The sequence below is a fragment of the Pseudonocardia sp. Ae331_Ps2 genome (assembly GCF_001932405.1).
In the GTDB taxonomy this organism is placed as follows: Bacteria; Actinomycetota; Actinomycetes; order Mycobacteriales; family Pseudonocardiaceae; genus Pseudonocardia.
Map to the genome: position 1 here is coordinate 727,390 of NZ_MCIM01000001.1, position 24,104 is coordinate 751,493.

A 24,104-nucleotide genomic window follows, 5' to 3' on the forward strand; every position below is an offset into this window, starting at 1 on the left:
GCTACACCGTCCCGTCGAGCTCGCGCCGCATCCCGACGCCCTCGACGATGATCGAGCGCAGCAACAGGACCCCGACGCCGACGGCCACCGTCGACCACTCGAGCGCCGCGCCGAACGCCGGGCCCAGCTCACCGCCGACGGTCGCACCTGCCAGCACCTGGCTGCGCAGGTACGCGGTGGTCGTCGCCTCGACCAGGGCCCACACCGGCTGGCCCGCCAGCGCCCAGCCCAGCAGGCCCACCCGGTGCGGCAGGCCGTCGCAGAACAGGCCCCGCTCCCGCGCCAGGTCCAGTGCCCGCAGCGCGAGGCCGATGACCACCGCCCCGTAGAGAGTGGGCAGGAGCTGCGGCAGCTCGGCGAGCACCGAGCCGAGGCGCGGCGAGTCGTGGCCGGTCACCAGGGGCGCTCCCTCGACCATCCGCGCGGAGTCCGCCAGCGGCGGGTGGTCGTACCCCAGCTCGAACACGTACGACGTCGGCTCCCCGGCCAGCGACTGTCCGATCTTCCCGACCGCCGCCGCGGCGAGGACCGCCAGCCCGACCGCCAGCAGCACGAAGTAGAGCCTCGCGACCAGCCTGACGGCGCTGAGCACCCATGAATCCACTGTCATGACACCCCCCAGATGCATCGTTCCTCGATACATCGAAGAACAGTACATCGAGGAACGATATAGATCACGACGGCGTCGAGCTCAGCGCCTCCGTCGGGTTGCGGTCCGCGTACTGCGCCACCGACCCGTTGCGGACCGCTCCCCACAGCTCCGCGCTGCGCTGCTCGTCCAGGTGGACGACCGACTGCTCGCCCTCCCGGCCCAGCCCGGCCACCGGCGCCGTCACGAACGCGACGCCCGACCCGCGTAGGTTGCGGTTCTCCAGGGCCAGCCGGACCAGCCCCGTGTTCGACAGCGAGTCGTCCACGCTCACCGCGTCGCCGACACTGGTCGCGAACGAGTAGAGCGCGGTCGGGTCCGTGGTGGCCTTCTCCTGCACCGTCGCGAGCAGCGCCTTGATCGCGTTCTGCTGGCGGGCGGCGCGGTCGATGTCGCCGTTCGGGAGGCCGTGGCGCTGACGGACGTAGGCCAGGGCCTGGGCGCCGTCGAGGTGGTTCTCCCCCGCCCGGAAGTCCACCCCGGCGTTGCTGGTGGCGTGCGCGACGGTCACGTCGATGCCGCCGACCGAGTCGACGAGCGAGGTGAACCCGGCGAAGTCGACGACGCCGAAGTGGTCCACCCGCACCCCGGTCAGCTTCTCCACGGTCTCGATGAGCAGCGGGGCACCGCCGAAGGCGTAGGCGGCGTTGATCTTGTTCATGCCGCGGCCGGGGACGTCGACCCAGGAGTCGCGCGGGATCGACACGACGCTGGCGTGCTCGCCGTCGGGGGCGAGGGTGCCGAGCATGATCACGTCGGACCGCTGGGAACCGGCGTCGACCCCCGGGGCGGCGTCGGTGCCGGTGGTGGGTGCCTCGGCCCGGGAGTCGGTGCCGACGAGCAGGAACGTGGTGCCGCCGGACGTGGCGGGACGGCTGCCCCCGTCGATCCCGCGGAACGCGTCCGGGATGCGGGCGATGCCGCCGCCGATGCTGGAGGTCAGGTAGGCCACCACGCCGCCGACCGCGAGCAGCAGCACGAGCACCAGCGCCAGCAGCACGGCCAGCACCCGCCGCCCGCGCCGACGGGGAGGCCCGCCACGCGGGCCGGGCACCACGTCGTCGTGCCGGGTCGGGGGGGACGGCATTGCGCATCGGGTCTCCTGGGTCGGGCGTGGGCGGTCGTCCGGTCCGTCGCGGCCACGCGCACGGCGTTACGCGACACCGCACGGTCCCACTCCCGGTGGTGCGACACGCCACCGGACCGTGCACGACAGACCTTCAGTGTGCACACAGCGCAGTCACAGGGACGTGCTGTGTCATCAGATGCAGGGAACCCACGGCGCTGGTGCTGACGGTCCCGACGGACGGGGCGATATCAGGGGCAGCACGGCCGCACGGCCCTCGTGCACCGAGGAGGAACCATGAACGTCACGCCCGAGACCCCCGCCACCACCGTCCCCGTCGGCACCGCCCCCGCCGCCGCGATCCCGGCTCCGCGGGCCGCTGCCGAGAACACCGCACTGCCGCCCGTCGCGACCACCTCGGTCGCGGTCGACCTGTGCCGCTGCGGTCACGAGCGCGACGCCCACGACCACTACCGCGCCGGCACCGACTGCGGTGTCTGCGGCACCTCCTGCCGCGCCTTCCACGCTCGCACCGGTTCCGCCCACGGCCGCCCGTCCGGTCGCGCCGCCCGGCTCACCTCGGCCCTGCTGCGCCGTCGCTGATTCCCTGCGTCCCCGGACGGTCCGCCGGGAGGCGGGGCACGAAGGCCCTCCCGGCGCCGGCCGGGCCGGGTCACGCCCGGACCGGGAGCGTGTCGGGGAGCAGCCACCGGCCGCCGGGCGCCTCCACCTGCGGCAATGCGCGGCGCATCTCCGGGAGCAGATCGTCGACGAACAGCAGCACCGACCGCGGCGCCGCCGCGACGAGCGCGTCCGGGGCGACGATCGGGATCGCCGTCCCCGGTGTGCGCCTGCCCTGCTTGGCGACCGAGCCGTCGGCGATCGCGGGCAGCAGGTCCGGGCCGATCCCGGCCCGCGACAGCAGCGCCACCGCCCGCGACGCCGCGCTGTAGCCCCACACCGGGCGACCGGCGGCGCGCTCGGCCTCCAGGAACTCCCGCACACCCGTCGTCGTCCGGTCCGCGGCCCGCTGCAGTGACGAGACCGTCGCCGCGTCGCGCACGCCGGCGGCGTCCTCGGCGGCGACCATCGCCCGCACCGACTCCTGCTGCTCGCCGCCCGCCCGCGCGACGAGCAGCACGGTGCCGCCGTAGAGCGGGAACCACCAGGCCCGGACCGCGGCGAGGCCGACGGTCTCCAGCATCCCGACCAGCGCCGGGGTCGAGTAGTAGGCGAAGTGGCCGTGGCGCAGGGCGTTCCACTGCGCGCCCTCGACGATCGCGTGCAGCGTGTGGAACCCGATCACCAGCGTCCCGCCCGGCCGCAGCCGGGCGGCCCGCTCACGTACGGCGGTGGCCTGGTCGGCGTCGTGCATGAGACCGAGGTTGTCGACGACGACGTCGGCCGGTTCGTCCGGTGCCACCGGCGTCGCGCCGGTCGCGGAGAGGTCGGCCACCCAGGAACCGCCGTGCGGGCTGCCGTACTCGACGAAGGACACCCCCGGTCCGACGACGCCGGCCGCGGCGAGGGCGGCGACGGCGGACCGGCCCTGCTCGACCAGTGCCGCGGGCTCCAGGCCGACGACCTCCTCCACCCCGCCCGGGTCCTCGGCGAGCTGGGCCAGCCCGCAGGCGTCGCACAGCCACATGCGCAACGGGGACGTCGCGTCCGGCCCCGGGTCGGCGGCGGGCGGGAAGGTCGCGCAGTCCGGCTGGACACCGAGGTCGAGCACGACCTCCCCGTCGGTCCCCGCGCAGAACCGGCAGGCCGTCATCGGCGGCCCTCGTCGCGCGTGCTGGGGACCTCGACCGGAGCGCCGTCGAGGGTGCGCAGGTAGTCCGCCCAGGACGGCGCGACACGGTCCCGTTCGCTGGTGGCCGACGGCGGCATCGGCCAGTCGACGCCGAGGTCGGGGTCGGCCCAGTGCACCGAGACGGCCTGGATCGGGTCGTGCACGCGGTCGATGGCGTAGCAGACGTCGGCGACCTCGCCGACCACCTGGAGCCCGACGAGCATCCGGCGCGGCACCCGGATCGAGACCAGGTCGCGGTCGTCGAGCCGGACGGCGACGTGACGGCCCAGCGTCGGCGACTCCAGTCGTCCGTCGACGACGACCAGGTGCGCCGCGCCGTGCGCCACCCGGATGATCTTGCCCTCGCCCCCGTGGTTGCGGCCGTGCAGCCCGCGGAGCACGCCGTGCCCGGAGCGGGACTGGCTGTCCTGGACGTAGTCGGCGCGGGTGATGCCCCACTGTCGCGCCACGGCGTCGTCGTAGGTGCGGGAGAAGAAGCCCCGGTCGTCGCGGAAGGGGCGCGGCCGGAAGAGCAGCACGCCCTCGATCGCGGTCGTCTCGACGTCCATCAGTGGTTCCTCCACCGCCGGCGGCCCGGTCGGCCGCACCGCGGGCGAGGTCGCCCCACCACTGATCAACGTTACGGGGTGTCGCGACGACGACGGCCCGTGCGGCGCAGACCAGCAGGAACCGGGGCGTTGCGCAACCGAACAGTGACCTTCAGTGACGATTGCGGCGGCCGAGCATCCGCACCACCGGGCCCAGGACGCGGCCCGCGGCGTCCCGCATCCGGGTGTCGGGCACCTCCACCACCGCGGTGTCCCGCCGCTGCGCGTCCAGCGCGGCCGACGCCACCTGCTCCGGGGTCGCCCACCGCCACGCCGGGACCCAGGACACGTCCTCGCCGTGCCGCTCGTGGAACGGGGTCCGGGTGAACCCCGGGCGCACCACGGTCACCCGCACCCCGTGCGGCGCCGCCTCGTGGCGCAGCGCCCCGGCGAGCGCCTCGACCGCCGCCTTCGTCGCCGAGTAGACGGGGGTGCCCGCCGTGGGGTGCACCGCCGCCGAGCTGGACACCATGACGACCCCGCCCCTACCGCGGCGCAGCATCGGGGGCAGCGCGGCCCGGGAGAGCCGCGCCACGGCGGTGAGGTTCAGCGCGACCTGGGCGTCGATGTCGTGGTCGGTGTGCTCGGAGAGCGTGCCCGGCCCGGCCGTCCCGGCGTTGTTCACCAGCAGCCCGACCGGGGCCTCGGCGATCGCCTGCTCGGTGGCGGCCAGACCGGCGTCGGTCGCCAGGTCGGCGACGAGTGTCCGGGACCGCGGCACCCCGGCGGCGACATCGCCGAGCCGCTCCGCGTCGCGCGCCACCAGCAGTACCGGGACCCCGCGGCGGCCCAGCTCCCGGGCGAACGCGGCGCCGATCCCGCTCGACGCGCCCGTCACGACCGCCTGTTCCGTCATCACGGTCCCTTCCGTCCCCCACGCCCCGGGTCCGGGATCTTGGCATGATCGGAGGTGTGTGTCACCGCCGCGTCCTCGTCACGCTCGTGCTGGTCGTGGCGGTGCTCGCCGGCTGCGCCGCCGCGGCCGCACCCCCGGCACCGTCGGGATCCGAGCCCACGAGCGCCCCCGCGGTGTGCGGGCTGTGGCTCGCCACCGGTGGCACCCCGACCGACGAGCAGGTCCGCTACGCGGCCGGGCGCTACGGCGTCGTCGTCCTCAACGCCTGGGAGACCGACGTCGCGCAACGGCTGCGCGCCCAGGACCCGGGGATCGTCCTGCTCGTCTACAAGGACCTGTCCTCCACCCGCGGCTACGCCGAGGTCGGGCTGCACGGCGGGCTCCTGCCGACCGGCGTCGACGGCGCCACCGCCGACCCGGCCTGGTTCGCCACCGACACCGCGGGCCGGCGCATCGAGTGGGCGCCCTACCCGCAGCACTGGCAGATGGCGGTGTGGGACGAGGCCTACCAGCGGGCCTGGACCGACCGCGTCGTCGCCGAGACCGTCCGCGACGGCTGGGACGGGGTGTTCGCCGACAACGACATGTCCTCGCTGCGCTTCTACTCCGACGCCGTGGTCGCCGGGACCCCCGACCGCAGCGGCACCGACGCCCTGCTGCGTGACGGCCTCGACGCGCTGGTGACCCGCGCCGGGACCGCGCTCGGCGAGCAGGGCAAGGTGCTCGTGCCGAACCTGTCCGAGGCGCGGCTGTTCCCCGGCCGCTGGACCCGGCACGCGCGCTTCGGCGGGGCGATGGAGGAGAACTTCGCCCAGTACGGCGACGACGGCGCCCTCACCACCTGGCAGGGCCACCAGTGGGCGGAGATGCTCGCCGCCCCACCGCAGGACCTGACGCTCCTGGTCACCGCGACCGCCGGACGGCCCGAGGCGCGGCCCGGCGCGGCCGAGCGGGCCGGGTTCGCCGGGGCCGCGCTGCTCGGCGGGCCGTCGCGCTCCTGCTGGACGCCGTCGACCACCCGGGACTACTCCCTGCCCGAGTGGTCCGGCTACCGGTCGCTCGACCTGGGCGCGGCGACCGGACCCGCGGTCCGCGACGGACGCACCGGTGTGTGGACCCGCGGGTTCGCCGGCGGCTGGGTGGCGCTCAACCCCACCCCCGACGACGCCGAGGTGCCGGCCCCGGGCGGGCTGCGGACCCTCGACGGGGGCCAGATCGGGGACACGGTGAGCATCGGATCCGCCGACGCGACGATCCTGGTGCGACGCTGACCCGCCCACCCCGGTCAGCCGAGCAGCGAGCGGTAGAGCGCCAGGTGCGACCGGGCCGACGCCGACGCCGAGTACCGCTCGGCGGCCCGGGCGGCGAGCAGCTTCCCGGTCAGGCCCGGGTCGGGGTCGGCGAACAGCGCGCGCAACGCCGTCGCCAGTGACTCCGGGTCGCCCGGGGCGGCGGTGAAGCGGGCGGCGCCGGGGGCGGCGAGCATCGTCGTGGTGTCGCCGGTGTCGGTGGCGAGCACCGGCTTGCCCGCGGCCATCGCCTCGATCACGACCAGCGGTTGCTGCTCCATCCGCGACGGCACGACGACGGCGTCCGCGGCACGCATCAGCTCCGGCACGTCGGTGCGGAACCCGAGCAGCCGGATCCGGCCGCCCGAGGCGGCCGCGCGGGCCTCGATCGCGGCGCGCTCGGGGCCGTCGCCGACGACGGTCAGCGTCGCGTCGGCGGGGAACACCCCTGGCCGCTCCACCGCGTCGATCAGGTCGGTGATCCCCTTGCGGGGCAGCAGGAGCCCGGCCGTGAGGAGGTGACGCACCGGCCCGGCGGGCGGGTGGGGCGGGCCGAGATCCAGGCCGTTGTCGATGTGCACGAGGCGGCGCGCGGGCACCCGCAGCCGCCCGGACAGGAACCGGCGCATCGGTTCGGCGCAGACCACGGTGCGGTCCAGCACCCGCCCGACGACGGCGTCCGCGGCGAGCGTCGCGCGGGTGTAGCGGGACGGGGCGGGCGCTGCGGCGGTGCCGCGGAACCACGCCTCGCCGACGTCCTCGGGGACCCCGTGGTAGGTCTGCAGCAGCCACGGGCGGCGGCGGCGCCACGCCGTCGTCGCGAGGACGAGGCCGGCGCGGCGGTCGTGGGCGTGCACCAGGTCCGGGCCCCAGTCGTCGATCCGGGCGAGCAGCGCACGGGCCGCGGCGACGTCGGTCTTGTCCCCCACCCCCGACTCGGTGAACACCTCGGCCGGTACGCCGGGCCCCCGGGCGGGCCGCGGGCCGAACACCCGGACCGTGGCGGCACCGGTGCGGTGGAGCTCGCGGGCCAGCGTCAGGCACACCTCGACCGGGCCGCCCCGGTCCTGGGTGAGGACGAACGCGACGCGCGGCGGCCCCGCGGGGCTCACTGGGCGCCCCGGTACTCGCCGGGCATCGCCGACGCGGGCAGCGGGGTGTCCGAGCGCGCCCCCAGGAACCACACGCCGCTGGCGCCGTCGGACTGGAAGGGCTCCGGGATGACGCGGTCCAGCAGACGCAGCCAGGACAGGGCCAGCCGCACCGCCCGCCCGGCGGCGCGGGAGCGGGTCAGGCCGGTCACGACGGCACCGATCGTCCAGATCAGCTGCACGCCGGGCCCGCCGACCACCCCGGACCCGATGCGGTCGAAGCCGCGGAACAGCCAGCGGTGGCCGGACTCGGTGAACCGGGTGAAGTCGTAGGGGCCCTCGTGGACCTGCTGCAGGAACGGCGTCTCGGCGTAGACGAGACCGCCCGGGACGAGCACGCGGTGGATCTCGGCGACGACCGTCGCCGGATCGAGCACGTGCTCCAACACGGCCTGCACCACCACGCCGTGCACGACCCCGGCGGCGAACGGGATGCGGTGCCCGTCGGCGACGAACTGCACGTGCGGGCTCGCGTAGATGTCGAAGGCGAGGACCTCGACGCCCGCGTCGGAGTAGAGCCGGTCCGCGCCGTTGCCGATCTCCCCGCCCCCGACGACGAGCACCGTCGGGCGGGGGTGCCGGGCGCGGAGCCGGTCGAGGAACACGTCGAGGTTGCGACGGGTGCCGCTGTCGGGGTTGGTGATCCGGCGCAGGTTCCGGCGCAGCGCGGCGAGCGCGCCGTGCCCCCGGTCGATCTCGCTGGCGGCGCCGCCGGCGAGCAGCCGGTCCTTGTCGAGGACGCTGGTGGCGAAGTCGACGTACACCGGGGTGCCGCCGACGTGGAGCGGCTCGTCGGGCCACTCGACGAACGCGCTCAGCCGCTCTGCGGGTGCGAGCATGTTCCCACCTCCGGGTCGGTCGGGCGGGCCCCGTCGTCCGGGGCGTCGCGAAGCCCACCGCGCAGGTCGCGCAGCAGGTCGAGGTTGGTCACCGCGGCGACGGCGGCCACCGTCACGACGACGACGGTGCCGGCCGCCAGCAACGCGGGCACCGAGGCCGGGTCGTCGGCCCCCGCGGCGCGGACGGCGAGGTCGGCGAGCTCGCCCGCGGCGAGCGCCGCGGCCAGCCCGCCCACGGTCCGCAGCACCGGCCACGGCCGGGGGAGGCCACCGGCCCGGTACAGCACGAGCAGCGCGGGCGGGACCACCAGCCACACCGCGACGAGCTGCGCCCAGGCCGTCGCGACGACGCCGTGGGGGACCAGCAGCGCCAGCCCGGCGACCAGCAGCGCCAGGTGCGCGAGCTGCAGCAGCAGGTAGGCACCCGGCCGGTCCACGGCCCGCACGACCTCCTGCAGCATGTACTGCAGGCCGAAACCGAGGCCGTACCCGCAGAGCACGACGAGTACCGGGGCCGCCGGGGCCCAGCGGCCGTCGAGCACGACGATCCGTTCGGCGAGCAGGGCGAAGGCCACGTAGGGCACCCCGGCGAGCACGAGCAGCGCCCGGACGAACCGGGTGACCGCGGGCCGCAGGTCCCGGCGCTCACGGCGCAGCCGGGCGTACACCGGGAACGACACCGCACCCAGCACCAGCGACACCATCACGTACGGCGCCCAGGCGATCCGGAAGCCCAGCGAGTACACGCCGACCGCGTGCGGGCCGAGTGTGCGGGACACGGCGAGGTAGTCGACGTTCACCAGCAGCACCGCGACGACCGCGCCCGGGCCGACGACCCGGGTCCAGCGCAGCGCCTCGGCGGCGGCCGCGGTGTCCCAGCCGGGGCGGATCCGCACCCCGGCGGCGATCCCGAGCAGCGGCAGCGCAACCGCACCGGCGAGCAGACCGACCGGCAGCGACAGCGCGCCGAACCCGCCCGCCGCGAGCGAGACCGCGAGCACCGAGGAGACCAGCGCGGACCCGACGTCGGGGACCATCCGGCGGCGGAACTGCAGGCTCCGGTGCATGAGCCCCATCTGCACGCCGCCGGCCGCGGTGAACGGCAGCGACAGCGACGCGATCCGCACGAGCGGTTCGGCGTGCGGCGCGCCCATCGCCGCCGCGATCGGGGCGGCGCCGAGCAGCCCGGCCAGCGCCAGCAGCACCCCGATGCCGACCGAGATCGTCATGAGGACGCCGGCCATCGTGCCGGGGTCGCGGTCGGTGCGGGCGACGATGTCGAAGACGCCCATCGACTGCACGACCTGCCCGACGCCGATCAGCGCGACGGCGACGGTGACCAGGCCGAGCTCGGACTCGGTGAGGAACGCGGCGAGCACGACCGTCAGGACGATCTGGCTGCCCTTGGCCAGCAGGTTGACCAGGCCGAGCCACAGGGTCCCGCGGGTGGCGCTGCGGGCGAGACCGGAGGCGGACCCGGTGTCGGCCCCGGTCGGGGTCACGGTCATCTCAGGACACGACGGCGGCGAGCACCCGGGTGCCCGGGCGCAGGGAGCGGACCACCGCGTCCAGGTCGGCCCCGTCGGCGGCCCGGTCGACGACGAGCACGAGCGACTCGTCGGCCCGCCCGCCCGCACGACCGCCGGGTTCCCGGGCCAGGTCGGCCTGCAGAGCGAGCACCGCGTCGGCGACGCCGGGCGACCCGGCAGCGACCTGGACCGGGCCGCCCGCGGCGCGGGCCAGCACGAGCAGGCGCTCGCCGGCGTCGGGGTCGCGGGCGCTCAGCACCGGGACGATCCCGTGCCCGGCCGCGACCAGCGTCGAGAGCACCGAGCGGCGCACGTCCCCGCGGCGGGCACGCATCCGGCCGACCAGCACCACGGCGGTGCCCAGCCCGGCGAGCGTCCCGGCGATCAGGCCCAGCCCGACGCCGAGCGTGAGGTCCGGGCCCTTCTCCAGCAGGGTGGCCTGCCGGTCGAGGACCCGCAACGTCCCGGCCGGGGCGAGGAGGTCGGCGGCGGCGACGCGGCCGGCGAAGGCCTCGGCCAGGCGCGCGGCGAGCTCCGGGGACCCCGCCGAGACCGACACCCTGGCCACACCGGAGCCGGCGAGCAGCTCCACCGACACGTCATCGGCCAACTCGGTGGGGGCCGGACTCCCGGGCACCGCGGCGGCGACGGCGTCGAGGGTCGACGGGGAGGTCACCAGGTCCGCGATCGAGGGCATCGCCAGGGTGACGACCTCGCCGTAGCTGGTGGACACCCCGGACTCGCTGATCAGCGCGGAACCGGTGGAGCCCGAGGGCAGGGCGAGCAGCCCCACCCGACCCTCCCAGCGGCCGGGCAGCACCGCGAACACCCCCGCGACGAGCGCAGCCACCAGCAGGCCCACGAGCACCGCGACCGCGGCGACGCGCAGTCCCGGGCGGCGCGGCCCGGCGGCCGGGGCCGTGCGGGTGGGCGGCTGGGCGGGGCCCAGAGGCGTCGTGCCCGGGGCGTGCCGATCGCGCACCACACCGTTCGACCTGCTCACCACGTTCCTCCCCCACCGGGCGGTCCTGTCGATCTCCCGGCTTCCCCTGACTCGTTCCCGGCCGTCGATCCGTTTCCCGGAGCCGTCTCCGGCGGGGATGACATGGGCCACTCCCCAGCGACCAGCTCGGCGACGAGCGCGGCGACCCGGGCCGTCACCCGGCTCCGGTCGAACAGCTCCTCGGCCCGGGCGCGGGCCGCCCGGCCCTCCCCGGCGGCCAGGCCGGGCGCGGCGAGCCGCAGGGCGATCGCGTCGGCGAGCGCGGGCACGTCGCCGGGCGGGACGGTCCGCCCGGCCGGTCCGACCGCCTCGGCCATCCCGGTCACCGCGAAGCCGACGACCGGTCGAGCGCTGGCCATCGCCTCCAGCGCCACCAGCGGCATGCCCTCCCACCGCGACGGCAGCACCACGACGTCCGCGGCCCGGTGGTACGGCGCGGGGTCGGTCGTCGGCGGGTGCAGCAGCACCGAGTCCCGCAGCACCGGGTCGGCCGCGCAGCGTGCCCGCAGCGCGTCGGCGTCCGGTCCGTCGCCGACGACCAGCAGCCGCGCACCGGGAACCCGGGCACGGACCGACGGCCAGGCGTCGAGCAGCAGGTCCTGGCCCTTCTGCTCGGTGACCCGGCCCAGGCACAGCGCCCACGGCCCCGGTCCGAGGCCGAGCACGGAGCGGGCGTCGTCCGGCCCGCCCGCGGTGAACCGGTCGAGGTCGACCCCGTTCGGGACGACGACCGCGGCACCGCCGATCCCCGCCGCGCGGCCGGTGGCGAGCTCGTCGGCGGAGACGCACAGCAGCAGGGAGGTCCAGCGGGCGCCGACCCGTTCCCAGGTCCGGGCGGCGCGGGCGAGGGGCCCGGCGACGGCGTCGAAGGACCAGGCGTGCGGCTGGACGATCGTCGGGACCCGACCGCGGACGGCGAGCCGCCCGGCCAGCCCGGCCTTCGACGAGTGCAGGTGCACGACGTCCGGTGCGGTGCGGGCCACGATCCGGGCGAGCGCGCGGACCTCCGCGAGGACCGACCGGCCGGGCGAACGGGTCGCCTGCCAGGTCCGTACCGGCACACCGGCACCGCGGGCGGCGTCGGCGAGCGGACCGTCGGGGCAGGCGAGGCTGACGTCCCAGCCGCGCTCGTGCTGGTCGGCGCACAGCGTGCGCACGACGGCGGCCACCCCGCCGTCGACGGGCTGGCTGACGTGCAGGACGCGTAGGGGGCGGCTCATCGGGGCTCCGCGGGGTGCGGTCGGTGGCGGCGTGGCGGCATGGAGGTTCAGTGGACGGACGCGAACACGACGATGTTGTCGGTGTAGGAGCGGACGGCACGGTCGAACGACCCGCCGCAGGTGATCAGCCGGAGCTGGGCGTTCGCGGTGCCGCCGTAGACCTCGGCGGCGGGGAAGGCGTCCTTCGGGTAGGTCGCGACCCGGTCGACGGTGAAGGTGGTCCGCTTGCCGTCGGTGCGCGGGACGACGATCTGCGCGCCGACCGGGATGTCGCGCAGCCGCCAGAACACCGCGGGCCCGGCGACCGAGTCGACGTGCCCGACGATCACCGCGGGCCCGGCCTGGCCGGGCCGGGGACCGGCGGCCCACCAGCCGATCCGGCCGAAGTCGACCGGGGCGCCGAGCGTCCCGTCCGGGCCGACGACCAGCTGTTCCGGTGCGCCGGCGGTCAGTCCGATCACGGGGACCACCAGCCCGGACGGCGGCGCGACCGGACGCGCGGCCCGGGACCCGGTCGTCGCGACGGTGGCGGCGCGGGTCGCCTCCGGGGCGGACGGCCCGGTGACCGAGGCGGCGGTGACCACCGGCGGCAACGACGGCCCCGGCTCCGCCGCCGGGGTCAGCACCGGGACCAGCGGCAGCGCGAGCACCGCGGCGGCGACGGCGGCCCGGGCCGCGGGCCCGCCCGGGGTTCGGGCGACCCCGGCGCGCGCGGACGCGCCCACCCCGGACGCCGCCGCCCGCAGCCGCCGGACCGGCCCGGGCGGGGTCCGCAGCGGCGGGGTCCAGGCAGGGGCGGTCGGCGTGCGCAGCGGCGCCCGCCAGGGCAGGCCGGTCGCGTCGAGCCAGGTCGGGTCGGGGGTTCCGTCGGGACGGGTGCCCTCGGTGCGGGTGCTCTCGGTCCGCGGCACGGCCACCGTTCAGCCCCTGCGGCGGGCGGCGCGGAGCACCGAGGTCCCGTAGACGAGGACGGGCGCCGCGAGCAGGCACAGCACCAGTGGCAGCACGCCAGGGCCGTCGTCGTCCGCCGTGCCGCCGGCACCGGCGGGGACGCCGCCGCGGGGCGGCGGGACGCCGCCGTGAGCGGCGGCGGGCGCGGGGCCGACCGGCAGGCCGGGGGTGTCGGTGATCGGGTGCGCCGTGAGCGCCCCGCCGGGGCCACCGGTCACGACGACCGTGGTGACCGACCCGGCGCCGACCGGGAGCTGTGCGGCCTCGGTCGCGGCGCCGGAGGACAGGCGCACGTCCCAGGTGCGGGCCGCGACGGTCGCGTAGTCGGTGACGGCGCCGTAGGCGAGGTCGGTCGCCAGCCGGGGGCCGCCGACCGCCAGGGCCTGCAGCGGGGTGGGCGTCCGGACGCCCTGGACGATCCGGACCCGGCCGGAGCCGGCGGCGGGCGCGGTCAGGTCGTCGGGGACGAGGTCACCGCGGACCTGGCCGGAGCCGGTGTCGAAGAAGAACAGCGACTGCGTGGTGCCGGGTGCGATCTGCAGCCCCGCCGACAGCGGGGCCGGCCCGGCCGGGTCACTCCCGACCGGGCGCATGGTCACCGTGTAACGACCCGGGACGAGCCGCAGGTAGCCGGTGACGTCGCCGTACGCGGCGTCCCGGGCGACGACCTGCTCGGTCGAGCCCGCGCCCTCGGGGCCGGAGATCGTCGCGACGACGGCGCCGGTCCCCGGCGACAGGTGGCCGAGCCGCAGCTGCCCTGTCGGCTGCGCCGCGCCCGCGACCGGCGCGAACGCCAGTCCGACCGCCATCGCGAGCAGGACCGTGCCCACGAGGACGGCGGCCCGTTCACGCCCGCTCCGCCCGTGCATCCCGCTCTCCCCCCGCCCCGTGTCCGGCTCGGTCGCCGAGTCCATCGCATTACTGAATGCAACGATCTCGACAGCGAGACTACCCACGATCAGGGCATAGTGGCCAAGTTCGTCACTCTGCGTGCCCGACCGTGGACGAGCGGCTCACGCGGCGGCGGTCAACCACGGTTCCCAGGCCGGCAGCGGCTCCACGGCCAGCACCAGGACCCCGGCCCCGTTGCGGGCCGGCGGTGCCGGAGTGGTGCGCAGCGTCCAGCCGATCTCCTCGATCAGCCGGTCGGCCTTGCGGGAGTTGCAGGCCTTGCAGGCGGCGACGCAGTTCTCCCAGCTGTGCGCCCCGCCGCGGCTGCGCGGGACGACGTGGTCGATCGTGTCGGCACGTTTGCCGCAGTAGGCGCAGCGGCGGGCGTCGCGGCGCAGCACACCGGCCCGGGTCATGGGGACGACGCGGCGGTAGGGCACCCGGACGTAGCGGGACAGGCGCAGTACCGACGGGGCGGGGAGCGAGAGGGACTCGGAGCGGAACTCCGCCCCCTCGAGCGCCTCCTGGAGGCACTCGGCCTTGCCGGAGAGCAGCAGGCAGATCGCACGTTTCGACGTGACGACGGCCAGCGGTTCGAAGCTGGCGTTGAGGAGCAGGACCCGGGACCCCGCCGGGATGCGAGCCGTGGTCGGCGGCTCGGTCCCCGGTGCCGGGACGGGATCGTCGGGGAGCGGGTCGACCGCTCTCAGGTCGCCAGGGACGATCATCTCGGCACCACTGGGGACGGGTTGTCGGTACGGCACGCGACCACCTCCGGAACGCACGAGGTCCGTGATGTAGTCGACCATACGGAAGCCCGGTTACGCGAGGGTGATAACGCGGCCTCGGGGAGGTGACCGCGCGGCGCGGGCGCCCCGGGACCGCACACCCGCCCGCCGGTGCCGCACGACGGCCCTCCGGGTCCGCGCGACCGTTCGTCGGATCGGACCAGGTCAGGTCAGGACGACCGCCAGCACCCGATCCCGCTCCGGGACGGCCGTGAGGACACCGGTGAGGTCCTCGGTGCGGGTGCGCCGCGGGTCCGCGAGTGCCACGACCGCGCCGGGCCGCGCCGGGCCGGCCACCGGACCGTCGCGCAGCGCGAGTGCCTCGGTGATCCGCCGGGCGTCGGTCTCCAGGCCGGGACCGGCCGGCACCACCCGGGTGCGGTCCGGCCCCGCCAGCAGCCGGATCCGGTCGACGAGCACCGGGTCCGCCGCATCCAGCACCGCGACCGGGCCGCGGCCCGACGCGGCGACGGCGCGCAGCAGTCCCGAGTGCGGGGTGGCACGTCGGCGGGGCAGCAGCGCCGCCCCCGTCACGACGGCGACGACGATCCCCGCGAGCAGCGCGAGCGCCGCGGCCAGCGTGGTCGAGGTGGCGACCGGGGTGACCGCGGCCCGGGTGTCGACCGGCACCAGCCGCCCGGCCGGGTCGAGGACGTCGGCCGCCACGACCTGGTCGACGACGGCCTCGGCCAGCGCCTCCGCACGGCCCGGGTCGGGGTCGCGCACCGAGATCCGCGCCAGCCCCGACGCCGGGACCAGCTCGACCGACACGGCGCGGCGCAGCTGCTCGGGGTCGGGACCGCCGGGCACCGCCGCGGCCGCCCGGCCCAGCAGCGACGGCCCGGTCACGATCTCGGGCAACGCGGGCAGGGCCAGCGAGACGACCTCGCCGTAGCTGGTCGAGACCACGGGGCGGGCCGGGTCCAGCGAGACGGTCGCTCCGACGTCCGGGCGGGCCACCAGCGTGACGCTGGCCTGCTGGGTGACCGGTCCGAGCGCGACGGCCAGCAGCACCGCGGCCGTCGTCGCGAGCCCGGCCAGGGCGGCGACGCCGGCCAGCCAGAACCGGCCGGGCCCGCCGGCGCCCGCGGCACGGGCGTCGTGGAGCAGCGCGTCGTAGTCGGCGGCCAGCGCGGCCGGGTCGTGCTCGGCAGCCACCCGGGCCCGCCCGGCCGCGGCCAGTGCCCCGCGGCGGCGCGGGTCGGCCAGCCCGTTCAGCGCGGCGGCGACCGCGGCCGGGTCGCCCGGCGGTACGAGCAGCCCCGCCGCGGGTGCGTCGGCGCGCGGGCCGAGCGCCTCGCGGACCCCGTCGACGTCGGTGGCGACCACCGGGAGCCCGGCGGCCATCGCCTCCAGGACGACCATCGGCAGGCCCTCCCAGTCGCTGGTCAGCACGGCGACGTCGGCGGCGGCGAGCAGGGTGGGTATGTCGTCGCGGGCGCCGAGGAACCGCACCCGGTCACCCAGGTCCGCGACGCGTTCCTCGAGCCCGGCGCTCAGCGGGCCGTCCCCGGCGAGCAGCAGCACCGGCCCGCCCCGCACCGCGCGCCAGGCGTCGAGCAGCACGTCGTGGCGCTTCTGCGGGACCAGCCGGGCCGCGCACAGTGCGACGCCGACGTCGTCGGGCAGGCCGAGGGCGCGCCGGGCGTCGGCCCGGGCGGGCAGCACCGGCGGGGTGACGGCGTTGCGCAGCACCGCGATCCGGGTGTCGTGCAGGCCCGCGGCACGCAGCCGGTCGGCGACCGCCGCGGACACCGCGACCACGACGTCGGCGGCGCCCGACAGCAGCCGGGCCGCGGCCGGGTAGTCGTCGGCGGCGACGCCGTGGAACACCGTCACCAGCGTCGGTCGGCGGCGCCGGGTGTGCGCGGCGAGCCGGCAGACCAGCCCGACCAGCACGTTGTGGGCGAGCACGACGTCCGGGCGGTGCCGCCGGAGGGCGGCGGCCACGGCGAGGGCCCCGCGCAGGATCCCCACCGGGGTGCGGCGTACCAGCGGCATCGTCTCGGTGCGGTACCCCTGCGCGGCCAGCTCGTCGGCCCGCACCCCACCCGAGGACAGGACCACGGTGTCCCAGCCGAGGCCGGTCCCGTGCCGGGCGAGGTCGGCGACGACGCGCTCCGCTCCCCCGGTCCCCATCTCGTTGACGACCTGCAGGACCTTCACCGGATCGCTCCCTCGCTGCGCAGGCCCACGGCGCAGGCCGCGGCGGTCAGTGCCCACAGGGGCATGTAGTACTGCTCGGACAGGAACGTCGAGGCGACGCAGACCGCGATGAGCGCGGTCTGCACGGCCAGCGGCAGCAGCCGCCCGGGGCCGGGGCCGGCGGCCCGGACCGCCCGCTCGGCCGACCACAGCGCCGCCGCGATCATCCCGACGAAGCCGGCCAGACCGAGCACCCCGAGCTCGGCGGCGACCTCGACGTACATGTTGTGGGCGACCGGGGTCTGCTCCTCCAGCTCGGCGTTGTGGGACGCCGCGAGGTAGTGCGAGCGGAACCCTCCGGGCCCGACACCGAGCAGCGGTTGCTCGGGCAGCAGTGTGGCCGCCACCTCCCAGCGCAGCGCCCGGCTGTCGATGTTGGAGGCGGCGACCTGGTCCTTCTGGGAGAGCGCGCGGCCGACGTCGTCACCGAAGCCGGCGACCAGCCCGACCCCCGCGACCACGACGGCGACGGCGGCCGCGGCGAGCACCCGGGGCGCGATCGCCCCGCGCACCGTCAGCCACACCATGGCGACGACGAGCGCGATCATGCCGCCGCGGGACACGGTCACCGCCGCCCCCAGCACGAGCAGCACCAGCAGCACCCCGACCAGCACCTGCGCGGCCCGGGGTGCGCGCTCAGGCCCGTCCCGGCGCGGAGGGCGCAGCCACAGCGCGAGCAGCAGCGGCACCGCCGAGACCAGCACGTAGGCCAGGTCGTTGGGGTCCTCCAGCGGCCCGGTCGCCCGCGGCGAGCCCTCGATGAGGAAGCTCCACAGGGCCCCGCTCGCGGCGACGGTCGCGCCGGTGACCGAGGCCCACACCGGCACCCGCACCGGGACCTCGCGGGAGCAGACGTCGATCAGCACCGTCACGGTGACCAGGAACGACACCCAGCGCTGGGCGTAGCTCATGGTGAAGGTGTCGCCGGCGTGCACCGCGGTCGAGGCGAGCACGGCCACGGCGAGCACGGCGAGCGGCACGTGGACCGGGTGGAAGCGCGGCAGCCGGAACGGGCGCAGCCGGGCCACCAGCCACACGAGCACGAGCGTCGCCGCGGGGAGCTTGGTGACGACGTCGTTGATGTCGAGCAGGTACCCCTCGCAGGAGGCCACGCCCACGGTCAGGAACACGAGCCCCTGCAGCAGCCGGGCCAGCGGCGTGCGGGTGGCGATCTCCTGCACCAGCGGGGTGCCGGGCCGCGGGCCGGTGTCCCGCAGGACCACCCCGGCCGGTGCGGTCCGCTGCACCATCCCGCCTCCGCCCGCCGCCCGCCGTGATCCGTACTGCGGTGCATTCGGCCGTTCACCAGGGATCGTTACCGCTCGTGGCGGAGATCGACGACACTGCGGCGTAACGCGGGTGCCACTCCGGGACGACGGTCATCCCAGCAACCCCGACAGAACGGACGAGAATGGGCCACCACCGTCAGGCACGTCCGCGGTTCAGCTTCCTGTCGACCGCCTACCGCACCGAGCACGCGGTGTCGGGGATGATCGGGTCGGTGCAGGCCCAGACCGATCCGGACTGGGAGCTCGTCGTCGTCGACAACGGGATGTCGGACGAGATGGCCCGGATCGTCGGTTCCCGCGCCGAGCGCGACGCGCGGATCGTGCTGGTCCGCCAGCCCAACCGGGGCGCCGCGGGCGGGATCAACCGCGCCTCGGCCGAGTCCTCGGGCCGGTACGTCACCCTGCTCAACTCCGACGACCGGGTGCTGCCCGAGTTCTGCGCCCGGCTCGGCGACGTGCTCGACTCCCGTCCGGACCTCGCCGCCGTCACCTGCGACGCCTGGTTCACCGACGCCGCCACCGGGGCGCGGCTGCCCGCCTCCTACCTGGAGAACGCCGGGGCGCCGACACCGGACCCGGAGCACGTGCTGACCCTGCCCGAGCTCATCGAGGGGCCGTGCCCGTACTACACCGGGGCGGTGCGCCGGGAGGTGTGGGACGCCCACGGCCACGTCGACGACGCCGGGGTGACCGTCGCGGACCTGCACCTGTTCCTGCGGATCGTCGCGGCGGGCCACCGGATGGTGACGCTGCCCGAGCGGCTCGCGAGCTACGCTCAGGCGCCGCAGTCGCTGTCCCGCGGCGGGCCCGCGGTGCTGGCCGTGGAACAGGCCCGGGAACGGGCGGTCCGCGCGGCCGCCGCACGCTCGGACGACCCGGCCGTCGCCGCCGCCCTGGAGCGGGAGCTGCGGCGCAGCCGGCACCGCCGCGGTGTCGTCGGCGCCCGGGTCGCGCTGTTCGAGGGCGATCTCGCGACCGCCCGCGCCCGGGTCCGGGCGGCGTTGCGGGAGCGGACCGACCCGCGGACCCTCGCCGTCGCCGCCGCGGTGCTGCTCGCCCCGGGCGCGACCCGCTGGGCCTACCGTCGCTCCCGGGGCGGGAAGGTCCCGGCGCCGGTCGTCCCGGTGCGGGTCACCGACGCCGCGCGCTGAGCGCGCTCACCCGGTCCGGCGGGCCAGCACGACGAGCTTGTTGCCCCGGCCCATCCGCCGGAACAGCGCCTCCGCCGCGGGCCAGCCGCGCGCGAGCAGCCGATCCACCGGGCCGGAGCCCTCGGCCCCGTGGTCGAAGGTGGCCTGCATCTTCGCCACCGGCGAGGTCATCCGGTGCACCTCGACGACGGTCACCCCGTGCGGCGCGAGGACCCGTTCCAGGCCCCGCTCGGTGAAGTAGATCTTGTGTTCCCAGTAGTACATGTTCTTGGCCAGGTCGATCCGCCCACCGGTGGCGCGGTGCAGCGCACGCACCAGCGGCCGCACCGGGAACGCGGCGTCCGGGGTCTCCAGCAGCACCCAGCCGCCGGGACGCAGCCGGGACAGCGCGTCGGTGAGGAACGGGCCAGGGTCCGCGACGTGCTCGATCACATCCCAGAGGGTGACCACGTCGACCTCGGTGTCCTGCGCGGCGAGCTGCTCGGGGGCGAACACCGTCAGCCCGCGGGCGGCCGCGCCGGCCAGCGCGCGCTCGTCGACGTCGGACCCGACGGCGTCCAGCCCGCGGTCCCTCGCCCACGCCAGGAAGTTCCCGATCCCACAGCCCACGTCGAGCACCCGCCCGCACCGGCCGGCCCGGTCCTCCAGCCGGTCGAACACGGCGGCGTAGCGCTGCTCGTAGCCCACCCGGACGGCGTCGCCGGCGTAGACGTCGAACTTGTAGTCCTCCCAGTACTCCCCCGCCGTCGAGCCGCCGGGGACCGGGTCGCGCAGGAACTCGGTGCCGCAGCCGGTGCAGCGCAGCAGCCGGTACCGCTCCTGGACGACGTGGCGGAGCAGCCGGCCCGGCGCAGCGCAGGCCGGGCAGGCGGCGGCACCGGCCGACCCGGTGCCGGACGTGCGCTCGGCATGGTCGGCGTAGTCGGTGTGGTCGGCGTGGTCGGTGGTCATGGACGGCACCTCGTCTCGCGGCGGATCGTGCACCGCTGCGCTCGTGCCGGACCTGCCCGCCGTTACCCCCCGAGGGCGCCGATCACGTCCGCGAGGAGGTCGTCGGTGTCCTCCACCCCGCAGGACAGCCGCACCAGGCCGTCCGGCACCGCGTCGCCCCACCGGGCCCGCCGGTCCGCGGCCGTGCGCAGTCCGCCGAAGCTCGTCGCCGAGTCGACCAGCGTAGCGGCGGCCAGGAAGTCCGAGACGGCGTGGGTGTCGGCCAGGGTGAACCGCAGGATGCCGTTCCAGCGCCGCATCTGGGTCCGGGCGAGCAGGTGCGACGGGTCGTCGGCCAGCCCGGGCCAGCGGACGTCCCGTACGCCGGGGGTCTCCCGCAGCGCGACGGCGAGCGCGCGGGCGTTCTCGGCCTGCCGGCCCAGCCGCAGGTCCAGGGTGCCGAGCCCGCGCAGCGCCAGCCAGGTCTCCATCGGCCCGGCGATCGCGCCGCCGCGGGTGCGGAAGGCGCGGACCCGCTCGTGGTGCACCGGGTCGGCGGCGGAGACGTGCCCGAGCAGCAGGTCCCCGTGCCCGGACAGCGCCTTGGTGTCGCTGGCGACGACCAGGTCGGCCCCCAGCGCGAGCGGCTGCTGCCCGAGCGGGGTGCACGTGGTGTTGTCGACGGCGACGACCGCACCGGCCGCGTGCGCGGCGGCGGCGACCGCGGCGACGTCGCAGACCTCCAGGCCGGGGTTCGACGGCGTCTCCAGCATCACCAGCGCGGGCCGGTGCCGGGCGATCGCCGACGCCCAGTCGCCCGCGGTCGCGCAGTAGGCGACCGGCACCCCGAGCGGGGCGAGCTCCTCGTCGGCGAGCAGGCGTGCGACGTAGTAGCCGTCGCTGGGCAGCAGCACGCCGCGCCCGGCGCCGGTGAAGGCGCGCAGGACCGCCGCGACCGCGGCCATCCCGGACGGGAACACCGTGCACGGCCCGCCGTCTAGCTCGCCGACGGCGGCCTCGAACTCCCGCCACGTCGGGTTGTCCGCGCGGGCGTAGAAGTCCGCGCCCTGGTCGGCCTCCTCCGGACGTCCGAGGTGGTACGTGCTGGTCAGCACCGGTCCGCGATGGATCGGGTCGCCCACGGCGTGGGCGTGCTGCTCCCCGCCGTGCACACAGCGGGTGCCGTCTCCGAGCATGGGGTTCACTCCGGTTTCGGGGCCCGGGAGATCAGTTCCTTGGCCATCTGGTGGGCGGTCATGCCCTCGTGGCAGACCCGGCGGACCGCGTCGGCGATGGGCAGCTCGACCCCGGCGCGCTCGCCGAGCTCGCAGATCGACAGGCAGGACTTCACACCCTCGGCGACCTGGCCGTGGTTGGCCTTCTCCGCCTCGGCGAGGCTCGCGCCGCGCCCCAGCTGCTCGCCGAAGGTCCGGTTGCGCGACAGCGGGGAGCTGCACGTCGCCACCAGGTCGCCCATGCCGGCCAGGCCGGCGAAGGTCAGCGGCGAGGCGCCGAGCGCCATCCCGAGCCGCGACATCTCGGCCAGCCCACGGGTGATCAGCGACGCCCGCGAGTTGTCACCCAGCCCCATCCCGGAGGCGACGCCGACGGCGAGCGCGATGACGTTCTTGCCCGCCCCGCCCAGCTCCGCCCCGACGACGTCGGTGTTGGTGTAGGCGCGGAAGTAGCCGGTCGCGCAGGCGGTCTGCAGCGCCACCGCGCGCTCGTGGTCGGAGCAGGCGATGACGGTGGCCGTCGGCTGCTCGTGCGCGATCTCCGCGGCCAGGTTCGGCCCGGACACGACGGCGAGCCGGTCCGCGCCGACACCGGTGACGTCGTCGATGACCTCGGTCATCCGCTTGAGCGTCCCCAGCTCGACGCCCTTGGCCAGGCTGGTCAGGGTGACCCCGGCCGGGACCAGGTCACGCCACTGCTCCAGGTTGGCGCGCAGCGACTGCGACGGCACCGCGAGGATCACCGCGTCGACACCGTCGAGGGCCTCGGCGGCATCGTGGGTGGCGCGCAGCGTGTCCGGCAGCGCGACGTCGGACAGGTAGTCCGGGTTGCGCCGGTCGGCGTTGATCGCCTCGGCGATCTCACAGCGGCGGGCCCACAGCCGCACGTCCCGGCCGGCGTCGCCGAGGACCTTCGCGAACGCGGTGCCCCAGCTGCCCGCGCCGAGCACGGCGACGCGCTGGATCGAGTGCACCGGCTCGTTGACCGGGCGCTCCCCGAACGACGGGACCCCAGGGACGCTCATCGGCCTGCCTCGCTCTCCGGGCGTCGGCGGTAGAACTCCTCCGGCGCGTCCTCGTCGCGGACCTCGGCGAGCAGCTCCCGCACCCGTCCCATGATCAGGTCGGTGACCTCGCGCAGGACGTGGGCGTCCAGCGGGCGCCCGCGGTAGGCGCTCAGGTCCACCGGGTCCCCCGCGCGCAGCACGACGTCGGTGCGCGGCAGCGGGCGGAACTTCTTCTCGTAGCCGTTCAGGACCTCGCGGGTCCCCCAGTGCACCATCGGGATGACCGGCGCGTCCGAGGCCAGCGCCATCCGCGCGACGCCGGTGCGCGAGCGCATCGGCCACCCGTCGGGGTCCCGGGTGATGGTGCCCTCGGGGTAGATGATGACGATCTTGCCGTCGGCGAGCGCCTGCGTGCCCGCGGCGAGGCTCTGCTGGGCGTCGGCGGAGTCGCGGAACACCGGGATCTGGCCCGAGCCGCGCAGCACCGCGCCGAGCACCGGCACGTTCCACAGGCTGCTCTTGGCCAGGAAGCGCGGCACCCGGCCCGCGCTGTGGACGTAGGTGCCGGTGTGGATCGGGTCCAGATGGGAGATGTGGTTGCCGACCAGCAGCGCACCGCCGCGGGCCGGGAGGTGCTCGCGGCCCTGGTAGCGCGGCCGGCCGGTGAGCCAGCCGATCGAGTAGAAGAACGGGACGGCGAGACCGACCCAGAATCCGCCCTTCTCGCGTGCCACCGGCGGCCTCCTCCTGCCCGCCGCTGCGGCGGGTCGTGGGGTCGTCGCGGATCGGGATGATCCGGATCTGATCCGTGGAGTCTCCCCACAGAGGCCCCACGCTGTCACGCGGGGTGCCAGACTGGGGCCGTGACCCTGCGGGTGGACCTGGTGGTGCCGGTGAAGCCGCTGCCCCGCGCGAAGACCCGGTTGCGTGGTGCCGCCGACGGCGGGGTGGGTGATCTCGGCGCGCACCAGCGGCTCGCGCTGGCCCTGGCCCGCGACACGGTCGCCGCCGCCGTCGCCGCGACGGCGGTCCGGCACGTGCTGGTGATCTCCTCGGACCCGGCGGTGGCGGTGGAGGTCGGCGCGCTCGGCGCCGAGGTCGTCACCGACCCCGGGCGCAGGCTCAACGGCGCGCTGCGCCACGGTGCCGCGCTGCTGCGCTCGCGCGACCCGCACGTCGCGCTGGGGGCGCTGCAGGCCGACCTGCCCGCCCTGCGCCCGGCCGAGCTCGACGCCGCCGTCGCCGCGGCCGCCGTGCTGTTCGACGGCGGCGCGACCCGCGCCTTCCAGCCCGACGCGCCCGGCGAGGGCACCACGCTGCTGCTGGTCGCCCCGGGGCAGGACCTCGACCCGCACTTCGGCCGCGGGTCGGCCGCCCGGCACCGTGCCTCCGGGGCCCGGCCGCTGCCCGGTGACCGTCCCGGTCTGCGCCGCGACGTCGACACCGCCGCCGACCTCGACGACGCCGTCGCCCTCGGGGTGGGGGCGTGGACCCGGGCCGTGGTCGACGCCCGGCACGGACCCCCCGCCGTACCCCGCCCACCCGGATGTCACCCGCCGGGGGAGGCCGTCGCCCGACGGTGTGGCACACCACGTACGTGACGGTGTGGCAGGCCACGTACGTGACGTCGTCGGCCGGGGCCGTGTCCCCGTGGA

The 24,104-nt window shown here is 76.4% G+C and carries 23 protein-coding genes; 4 read left to right on the forward strand and 19 right to left on the reverse strand.

Annotated elements, in window-relative coordinates:
* Position 1 precedes the first annotated feature (1 nt).
* Entirely contained in the window at positions 2-592 is a 591-nt protein-coding gene (locus tag Ae331Ps2_RS03560) for a hypothetical protein (protein ID WP_075310721.1), read from the reverse strand.
* 82 nt (positions 593-674) lie between these two features.
* Positions 675-1,736 carry an LCP family protein gene (locus tag Ae331Ps2_RS03565; protein ID WP_075310719.1) on the reverse strand — a complete coding sequence of 354 codons (1,062 nt, stop codon included), beginning with the start codon at positions 1,734-1,736 and terminating at the stop codon, positions 675-677.
* 276 nt (positions 1,737-2,012) lie between these two features.
* On the opposite strand from Ae331Ps2_RS03565, the gene Ae331Ps2_RS03570 reads away from it, so the two are divergent.
* A complete protein-coding gene (locus Ae331Ps2_RS03570; RefSeq protein WP_075310717.1) occupies positions 2,013-2,318 on the forward strand; it encodes a hypothetical protein in 306 nt (101 codons plus the stop codon).
* A 70-nt stretch (positions 2,319-2,388) separates the two neighbouring features.
* Here Ae331Ps2_RS03570 and Ae331Ps2_RS03575 read toward each other — a convergent pair whose 3' ends face one another.
* From Ae331Ps2_RS03575 to Ae331Ps2_RS03585, 3 genes are all read right to left on the reverse strand, one after another.
* Positions 2,389-3,489: a class I SAM-dependent methyltransferase gene (locus tag Ae331Ps2_RS03575; protein ID WP_075310714.1), complete on the reverse strand. Its 1,101-nt coding sequence runs from the start codon at positions 3,487-3,489 to the stop codon at positions 2,389-2,391.
* On the reverse strand, positions 3,486-4,076 hold the full coding sequence (locus tag Ae331Ps2_RS03580) for a dTDP-4-dehydrorhamnose 3,5-epimerase family protein (RefSeq protein WP_075312907.1): 591 nt from the start codon (positions 4,074-4,076) through the stop codon (positions 3,486-3,488). The genes Ae331Ps2_RS03575 and Ae331Ps2_RS03580 overlap by 4 nt, the downstream gene beginning before the upstream one ends.
* Before the next feature lie 151 nt (positions 4,077-4,227).
* Positions 4,228-4,971, reverse strand: coding sequence for an SDR family oxidoreductase (locus Ae331Ps2_RS03585; RefSeq protein WP_075310712.1), 744 nt, complete (start codon positions 4,969-4,971; stop codon positions 4,228-4,230).
* A gap of 44 nt (positions 4,972-5,015) precedes the next feature.
* Between Ae331Ps2_RS03585 and Ae331Ps2_RS03590 the strand changes: the two genes are divergently transcribed.
* Positions 5,016-6,242 (forward strand): putative glycoside hydrolase, encoded by a 1,227-nt coding sequence (locus tag Ae331Ps2_RS03590; RefSeq protein ID WP_075310710.1) that lies wholly within the window; start codon positions 5,016-5,018, stop codon positions 6,240-6,242.
* Positions 6,243-6,256: 14 nt separating this feature from the next.
* Here Ae331Ps2_RS03590 and Ae331Ps2_RS03595 read toward each other — a convergent pair whose 3' ends face one another.
* The 10 genes from Ae331Ps2_RS03595 to Ae331Ps2_RS03640 form a co-directional block, all read right to left on the reverse strand.
* Positions 6,257-7,372 carry a glycosyltransferase family 4 protein gene (locus Ae331Ps2_RS03595; RefSeq protein ID WP_075310708.1) on the reverse strand — a complete coding sequence of 372 codons (1,116 nt, stop codon included), beginning with the start codon at positions 7,370-7,372 and terminating at the stop codon, positions 6,257-6,259.
* On the reverse strand, positions 7,369-8,250 hold the full coding sequence (locus Ae331Ps2_RS03600; RefSeq protein WP_075310706.1) for a bifunctional 2-polyprenyl-6-hydroxyphenol methylase/3-demethylubiquinol 3-O-methyltransferase UbiG: 882 nt from the start codon (positions 8,248-8,250) through the stop codon (positions 7,369-7,371). Before Ae331Ps2_RS03600 ends, Ae331Ps2_RS03595 begins: the two co-directional genes overlap by 4 nt.
* On the reverse strand, positions 8,226-9,758 hold the full coding sequence (locus Ae331Ps2_RS03605; RefSeq protein WP_075310704.1) for an oligosaccharide flippase family protein: 1,533 nt from the start codon (positions 9,756-9,758) through the stop codon (positions 8,226-8,228). Before Ae331Ps2_RS03605 ends, Ae331Ps2_RS03600 begins: the two co-directional genes overlap by 25 nt.
* Position 9,759: 1 nt before the next feature.
* Positions 9,760-10,782: a hypothetical protein gene (locus Ae331Ps2_RS03610; protein ID WP_139318952.1), complete on the reverse strand. Its 1,023-nt coding sequence runs from the start codon at positions 10,780-10,782 to the stop codon at positions 9,760-9,762.
* Positions 10,779-12,002: a glycosyltransferase gene (locus Ae331Ps2_RS03615; protein ID WP_075310702.1), complete on the reverse strand. Its 1,224-nt coding sequence runs from the start codon at positions 12,000-12,002 to the stop codon at positions 10,779-10,781. The genes Ae331Ps2_RS03610 and Ae331Ps2_RS03615 overlap by 4 nt, the downstream gene beginning before the upstream one ends.
* Positions 12,003-12,049: 47 nt before the next feature.
* Complete coding sequence (locus Ae331Ps2_RS03620; protein ID WP_249265638.1) at positions 12,050-12,913, reverse strand: sortase domain-bontaining protein; 864 nt, start codon at positions 12,911-12,913, stop codon at positions 12,050-12,052.
* 9 nt (positions 12,914-12,922) lie between these two features.
* The gene (locus Ae331Ps2_RS03625; protein ID WP_020624111.1) at positions 12,923-13,822 is read right to left on the reverse strand and encodes a DUF4397 domain-containing protein; all 900 of its coding nucleotides are present in this window, start codon (positions 13,820-13,822) and stop codon (positions 12,923-12,925) included.
* 144 nt (positions 13,823-13,966) lie between these two features.
* Positions 13,967-14,608: an HNH endonuclease gene (locus tag Ae331Ps2_RS03630; protein WP_369804849.1), complete on the reverse strand. Its 642-nt coding sequence runs from the start codon at positions 14,606-14,608 to the stop codon at positions 13,967-13,969.
* A gap of 189 nt (positions 14,609-14,797) precedes the next feature.
* Positions 14,798-16,798 (reverse strand): glycosyltransferase, encoded by a 2,001-nt coding sequence (locus Ae331Ps2_RS32425; RefSeq protein WP_075310698.1) that lies wholly within the window; start codon positions 16,796-16,798, stop codon positions 14,798-14,800.
* Positions 16,795-18,087, reverse strand: a complete 1,293-nt coding sequence (locus Ae331Ps2_RS03640) for an O-antigen ligase (RefSeq protein ID WP_075310696.1) — start codon at positions 18,085-18,087, stop codon at positions 16,795-16,797. Before Ae331Ps2_RS03640 ends, Ae331Ps2_RS32425 begins: the two co-directional genes overlap by 4 nt.
* Positions 18,088-18,248: 161 nt before the next feature.
* Between Ae331Ps2_RS03640 and Ae331Ps2_RS03645 the strand changes: the two genes are divergently transcribed.
* The gene (locus Ae331Ps2_RS03645; protein WP_075310694.1) at positions 18,249-19,277 is read left to right on the forward strand and encodes a glycosyltransferase family A protein; all 1,029 of its coding nucleotides are present in this window, start codon (positions 18,249-18,251) and stop codon (positions 19,275-19,277) included.
* A gap of 6 nt (positions 19,278-19,283) precedes the next feature.
* Here Ae331Ps2_RS03645 and Ae331Ps2_RS03650 read toward each other — a convergent pair whose 3' ends face one another.
* The 4 genes from Ae331Ps2_RS03650 to Ae331Ps2_RS03665 form a co-directional block, all read right to left on the reverse strand.
* Positions 19,284-20,228 carry a class I SAM-dependent methyltransferase gene (locus tag Ae331Ps2_RS03650; RefSeq protein ID WP_075310692.1) on the reverse strand — a complete coding sequence of 315 codons (945 nt, stop codon included), beginning with the start codon at positions 20,226-20,228 and terminating at the stop codon, positions 19,284-19,286.
* Positions 20,229-20,290: 62 nt separating this feature from the next.
* The gene (locus Ae331Ps2_RS03655) at positions 20,291-21,403 is read right to left on the reverse strand and encodes a cystathionine gamma-lyase (protein WP_060714811.1); all 1,113 of its coding nucleotides are present in this window, start codon (positions 21,401-21,403) and stop codon (positions 20,291-20,293) included.
* 5 nt (positions 21,404-21,408) lie between these two features.
* Positions 21,409-22,467, reverse strand: coding sequence for an NAD(P)H-dependent glycerol-3-phosphate dehydrogenase (locus Ae331Ps2_RS03660; RefSeq protein WP_060712981.1), 1,059 nt, complete (start codon positions 22,465-22,467; stop codon positions 21,409-21,411).
* On the reverse strand, positions 22,464-23,183 hold the full coding sequence (locus tag Ae331Ps2_RS03665) for a 1-acyl-sn-glycerol-3-phosphate acyltransferase (RefSeq protein WP_075310690.1): 720 nt from the start codon (positions 23,181-23,183) through the stop codon (positions 22,464-22,466). Before Ae331Ps2_RS03665 ends, Ae331Ps2_RS03660 begins: the two co-directional genes overlap by 4 nt.
* Positions 23,184-23,312: 129 nt before the next feature.
* On the opposite strand from Ae331Ps2_RS03665, the gene cofC reads away from it, so the two are divergent.
* Entirely contained in the window at positions 23,313-24,050 is a 738-nt protein-coding gene (gene cofC, locus Ae331Ps2_RS03670; RefSeq protein WP_075310688.1) for a 2-phospho-L-lactate guanylyltransferase, read from the forward strand.
* Positions 24,051-24,104 lie beyond the last annotated feature (54 nt).

Bases quoted from the DNA above. Each gene is read 5' to 3' on its own strand.
- Ae331Ps2_RS03565 (WP_075310719.1), bottom strand. From the start codon at position 1,736: ATGCCGTCCCCCCCGACCCGGCACGACGACGTGGTGCCCGGCCCGCGT.
- Ae331Ps2_RS03570 (WP_075310717.1), top strand. From the start codon at position 2,013: ATGAACGTCACGCCCGAGACCCCCGCCACCACCGTCCCCGTCGGCACC.
- Ae331Ps2_RS03575 (WP_075310714.1), bottom strand. From the start codon at position 3,489: ATGACGGCCTGCCGGTTCTGCGCGGGGACCGACGGGGAGGTCGTGCTC.
- Ae331Ps2_RS03580 (WP_075312907.1), bottom strand. From the start codon at position 4,076: ATGGACGTCGAGACGACCGCGATCGAGGGCGTGCTGCTCTTCCGGCCG.
- Ae331Ps2_RS03585 (WP_075310712.1), bottom strand. From the start codon at position 4,971: ATGACGGAACAGGCGGTCGTGACGGGCGCGTCGAGCGGGATCGGCGCC.
- Ae331Ps2_RS03590 (WP_075310710.1), top strand. From the start codon at position 5,016: ATGATCGGAGGTGTGTGTCACCGCCGCGTCCTCGTCACGCTCGTGCTG.
- Ae331Ps2_RS03600 (WP_075310706.1), bottom strand. From the start codon at position 8,250: ATGCTCGCACCCGCAGAGCGGCTGAGCGCGTTCGTCGAGTGGCCCGAC.
- Ae331Ps2_RS03605 (WP_075310704.1), bottom strand. From the start codon at position 9,758: ATGACCGTGACCCCGACCGGGGCCGACACCGGGTCCGCCTCCGGTCTC.
- Ae331Ps2_RS03615 (WP_075310702.1), bottom strand. From the start codon at position 12,002: ATGAGCCGCCCCCTACGCGTCCTGCACGTCAGCCAGCCCGTCGACGGC.
- Ae331Ps2_RS03625 (WP_020624111.1), bottom strand. From the start codon at position 13,822: ATGCACGGGCGGAGCGGGCGTGAACGGGCCGCCGTCCTCGTGGGCACG.
- Ae331Ps2_RS03640 (WP_075310696.1), bottom strand. From the start codon at position 18,087: ATGGTGCAGCGGACCGCACCGGCCGGGGTGGTCCTGCGGGACACCGGC.
- Ae331Ps2_RS03645 (WP_075310694.1), top strand. From the start codon at position 18,249: ATGGGCCACCACCGTCAGGCACGTCCGCGGTTCAGCTTCCTGTCGACC.
- Ae331Ps2_RS03650 (WP_075310692.1), bottom strand. From the start codon at position 20,228: ATGACCACCGACCACGCCGACCACACCGACTACGCCGACCATGCCGAG.
- Ae331Ps2_RS03655 (WP_060714811.1), bottom strand. From the start codon at position 21,403: ATGCTCGGAGACGGCACCCGCTGTGTGCACGGCGGGGAGCAGCACGCC.
- Ae331Ps2_RS03660 (WP_060712981.1), bottom strand. From the start codon at position 22,467: ATGAGCGTCCCTGGGGTCCCGTCGTTCGGGGAGCGCCCGGTCAACGAG.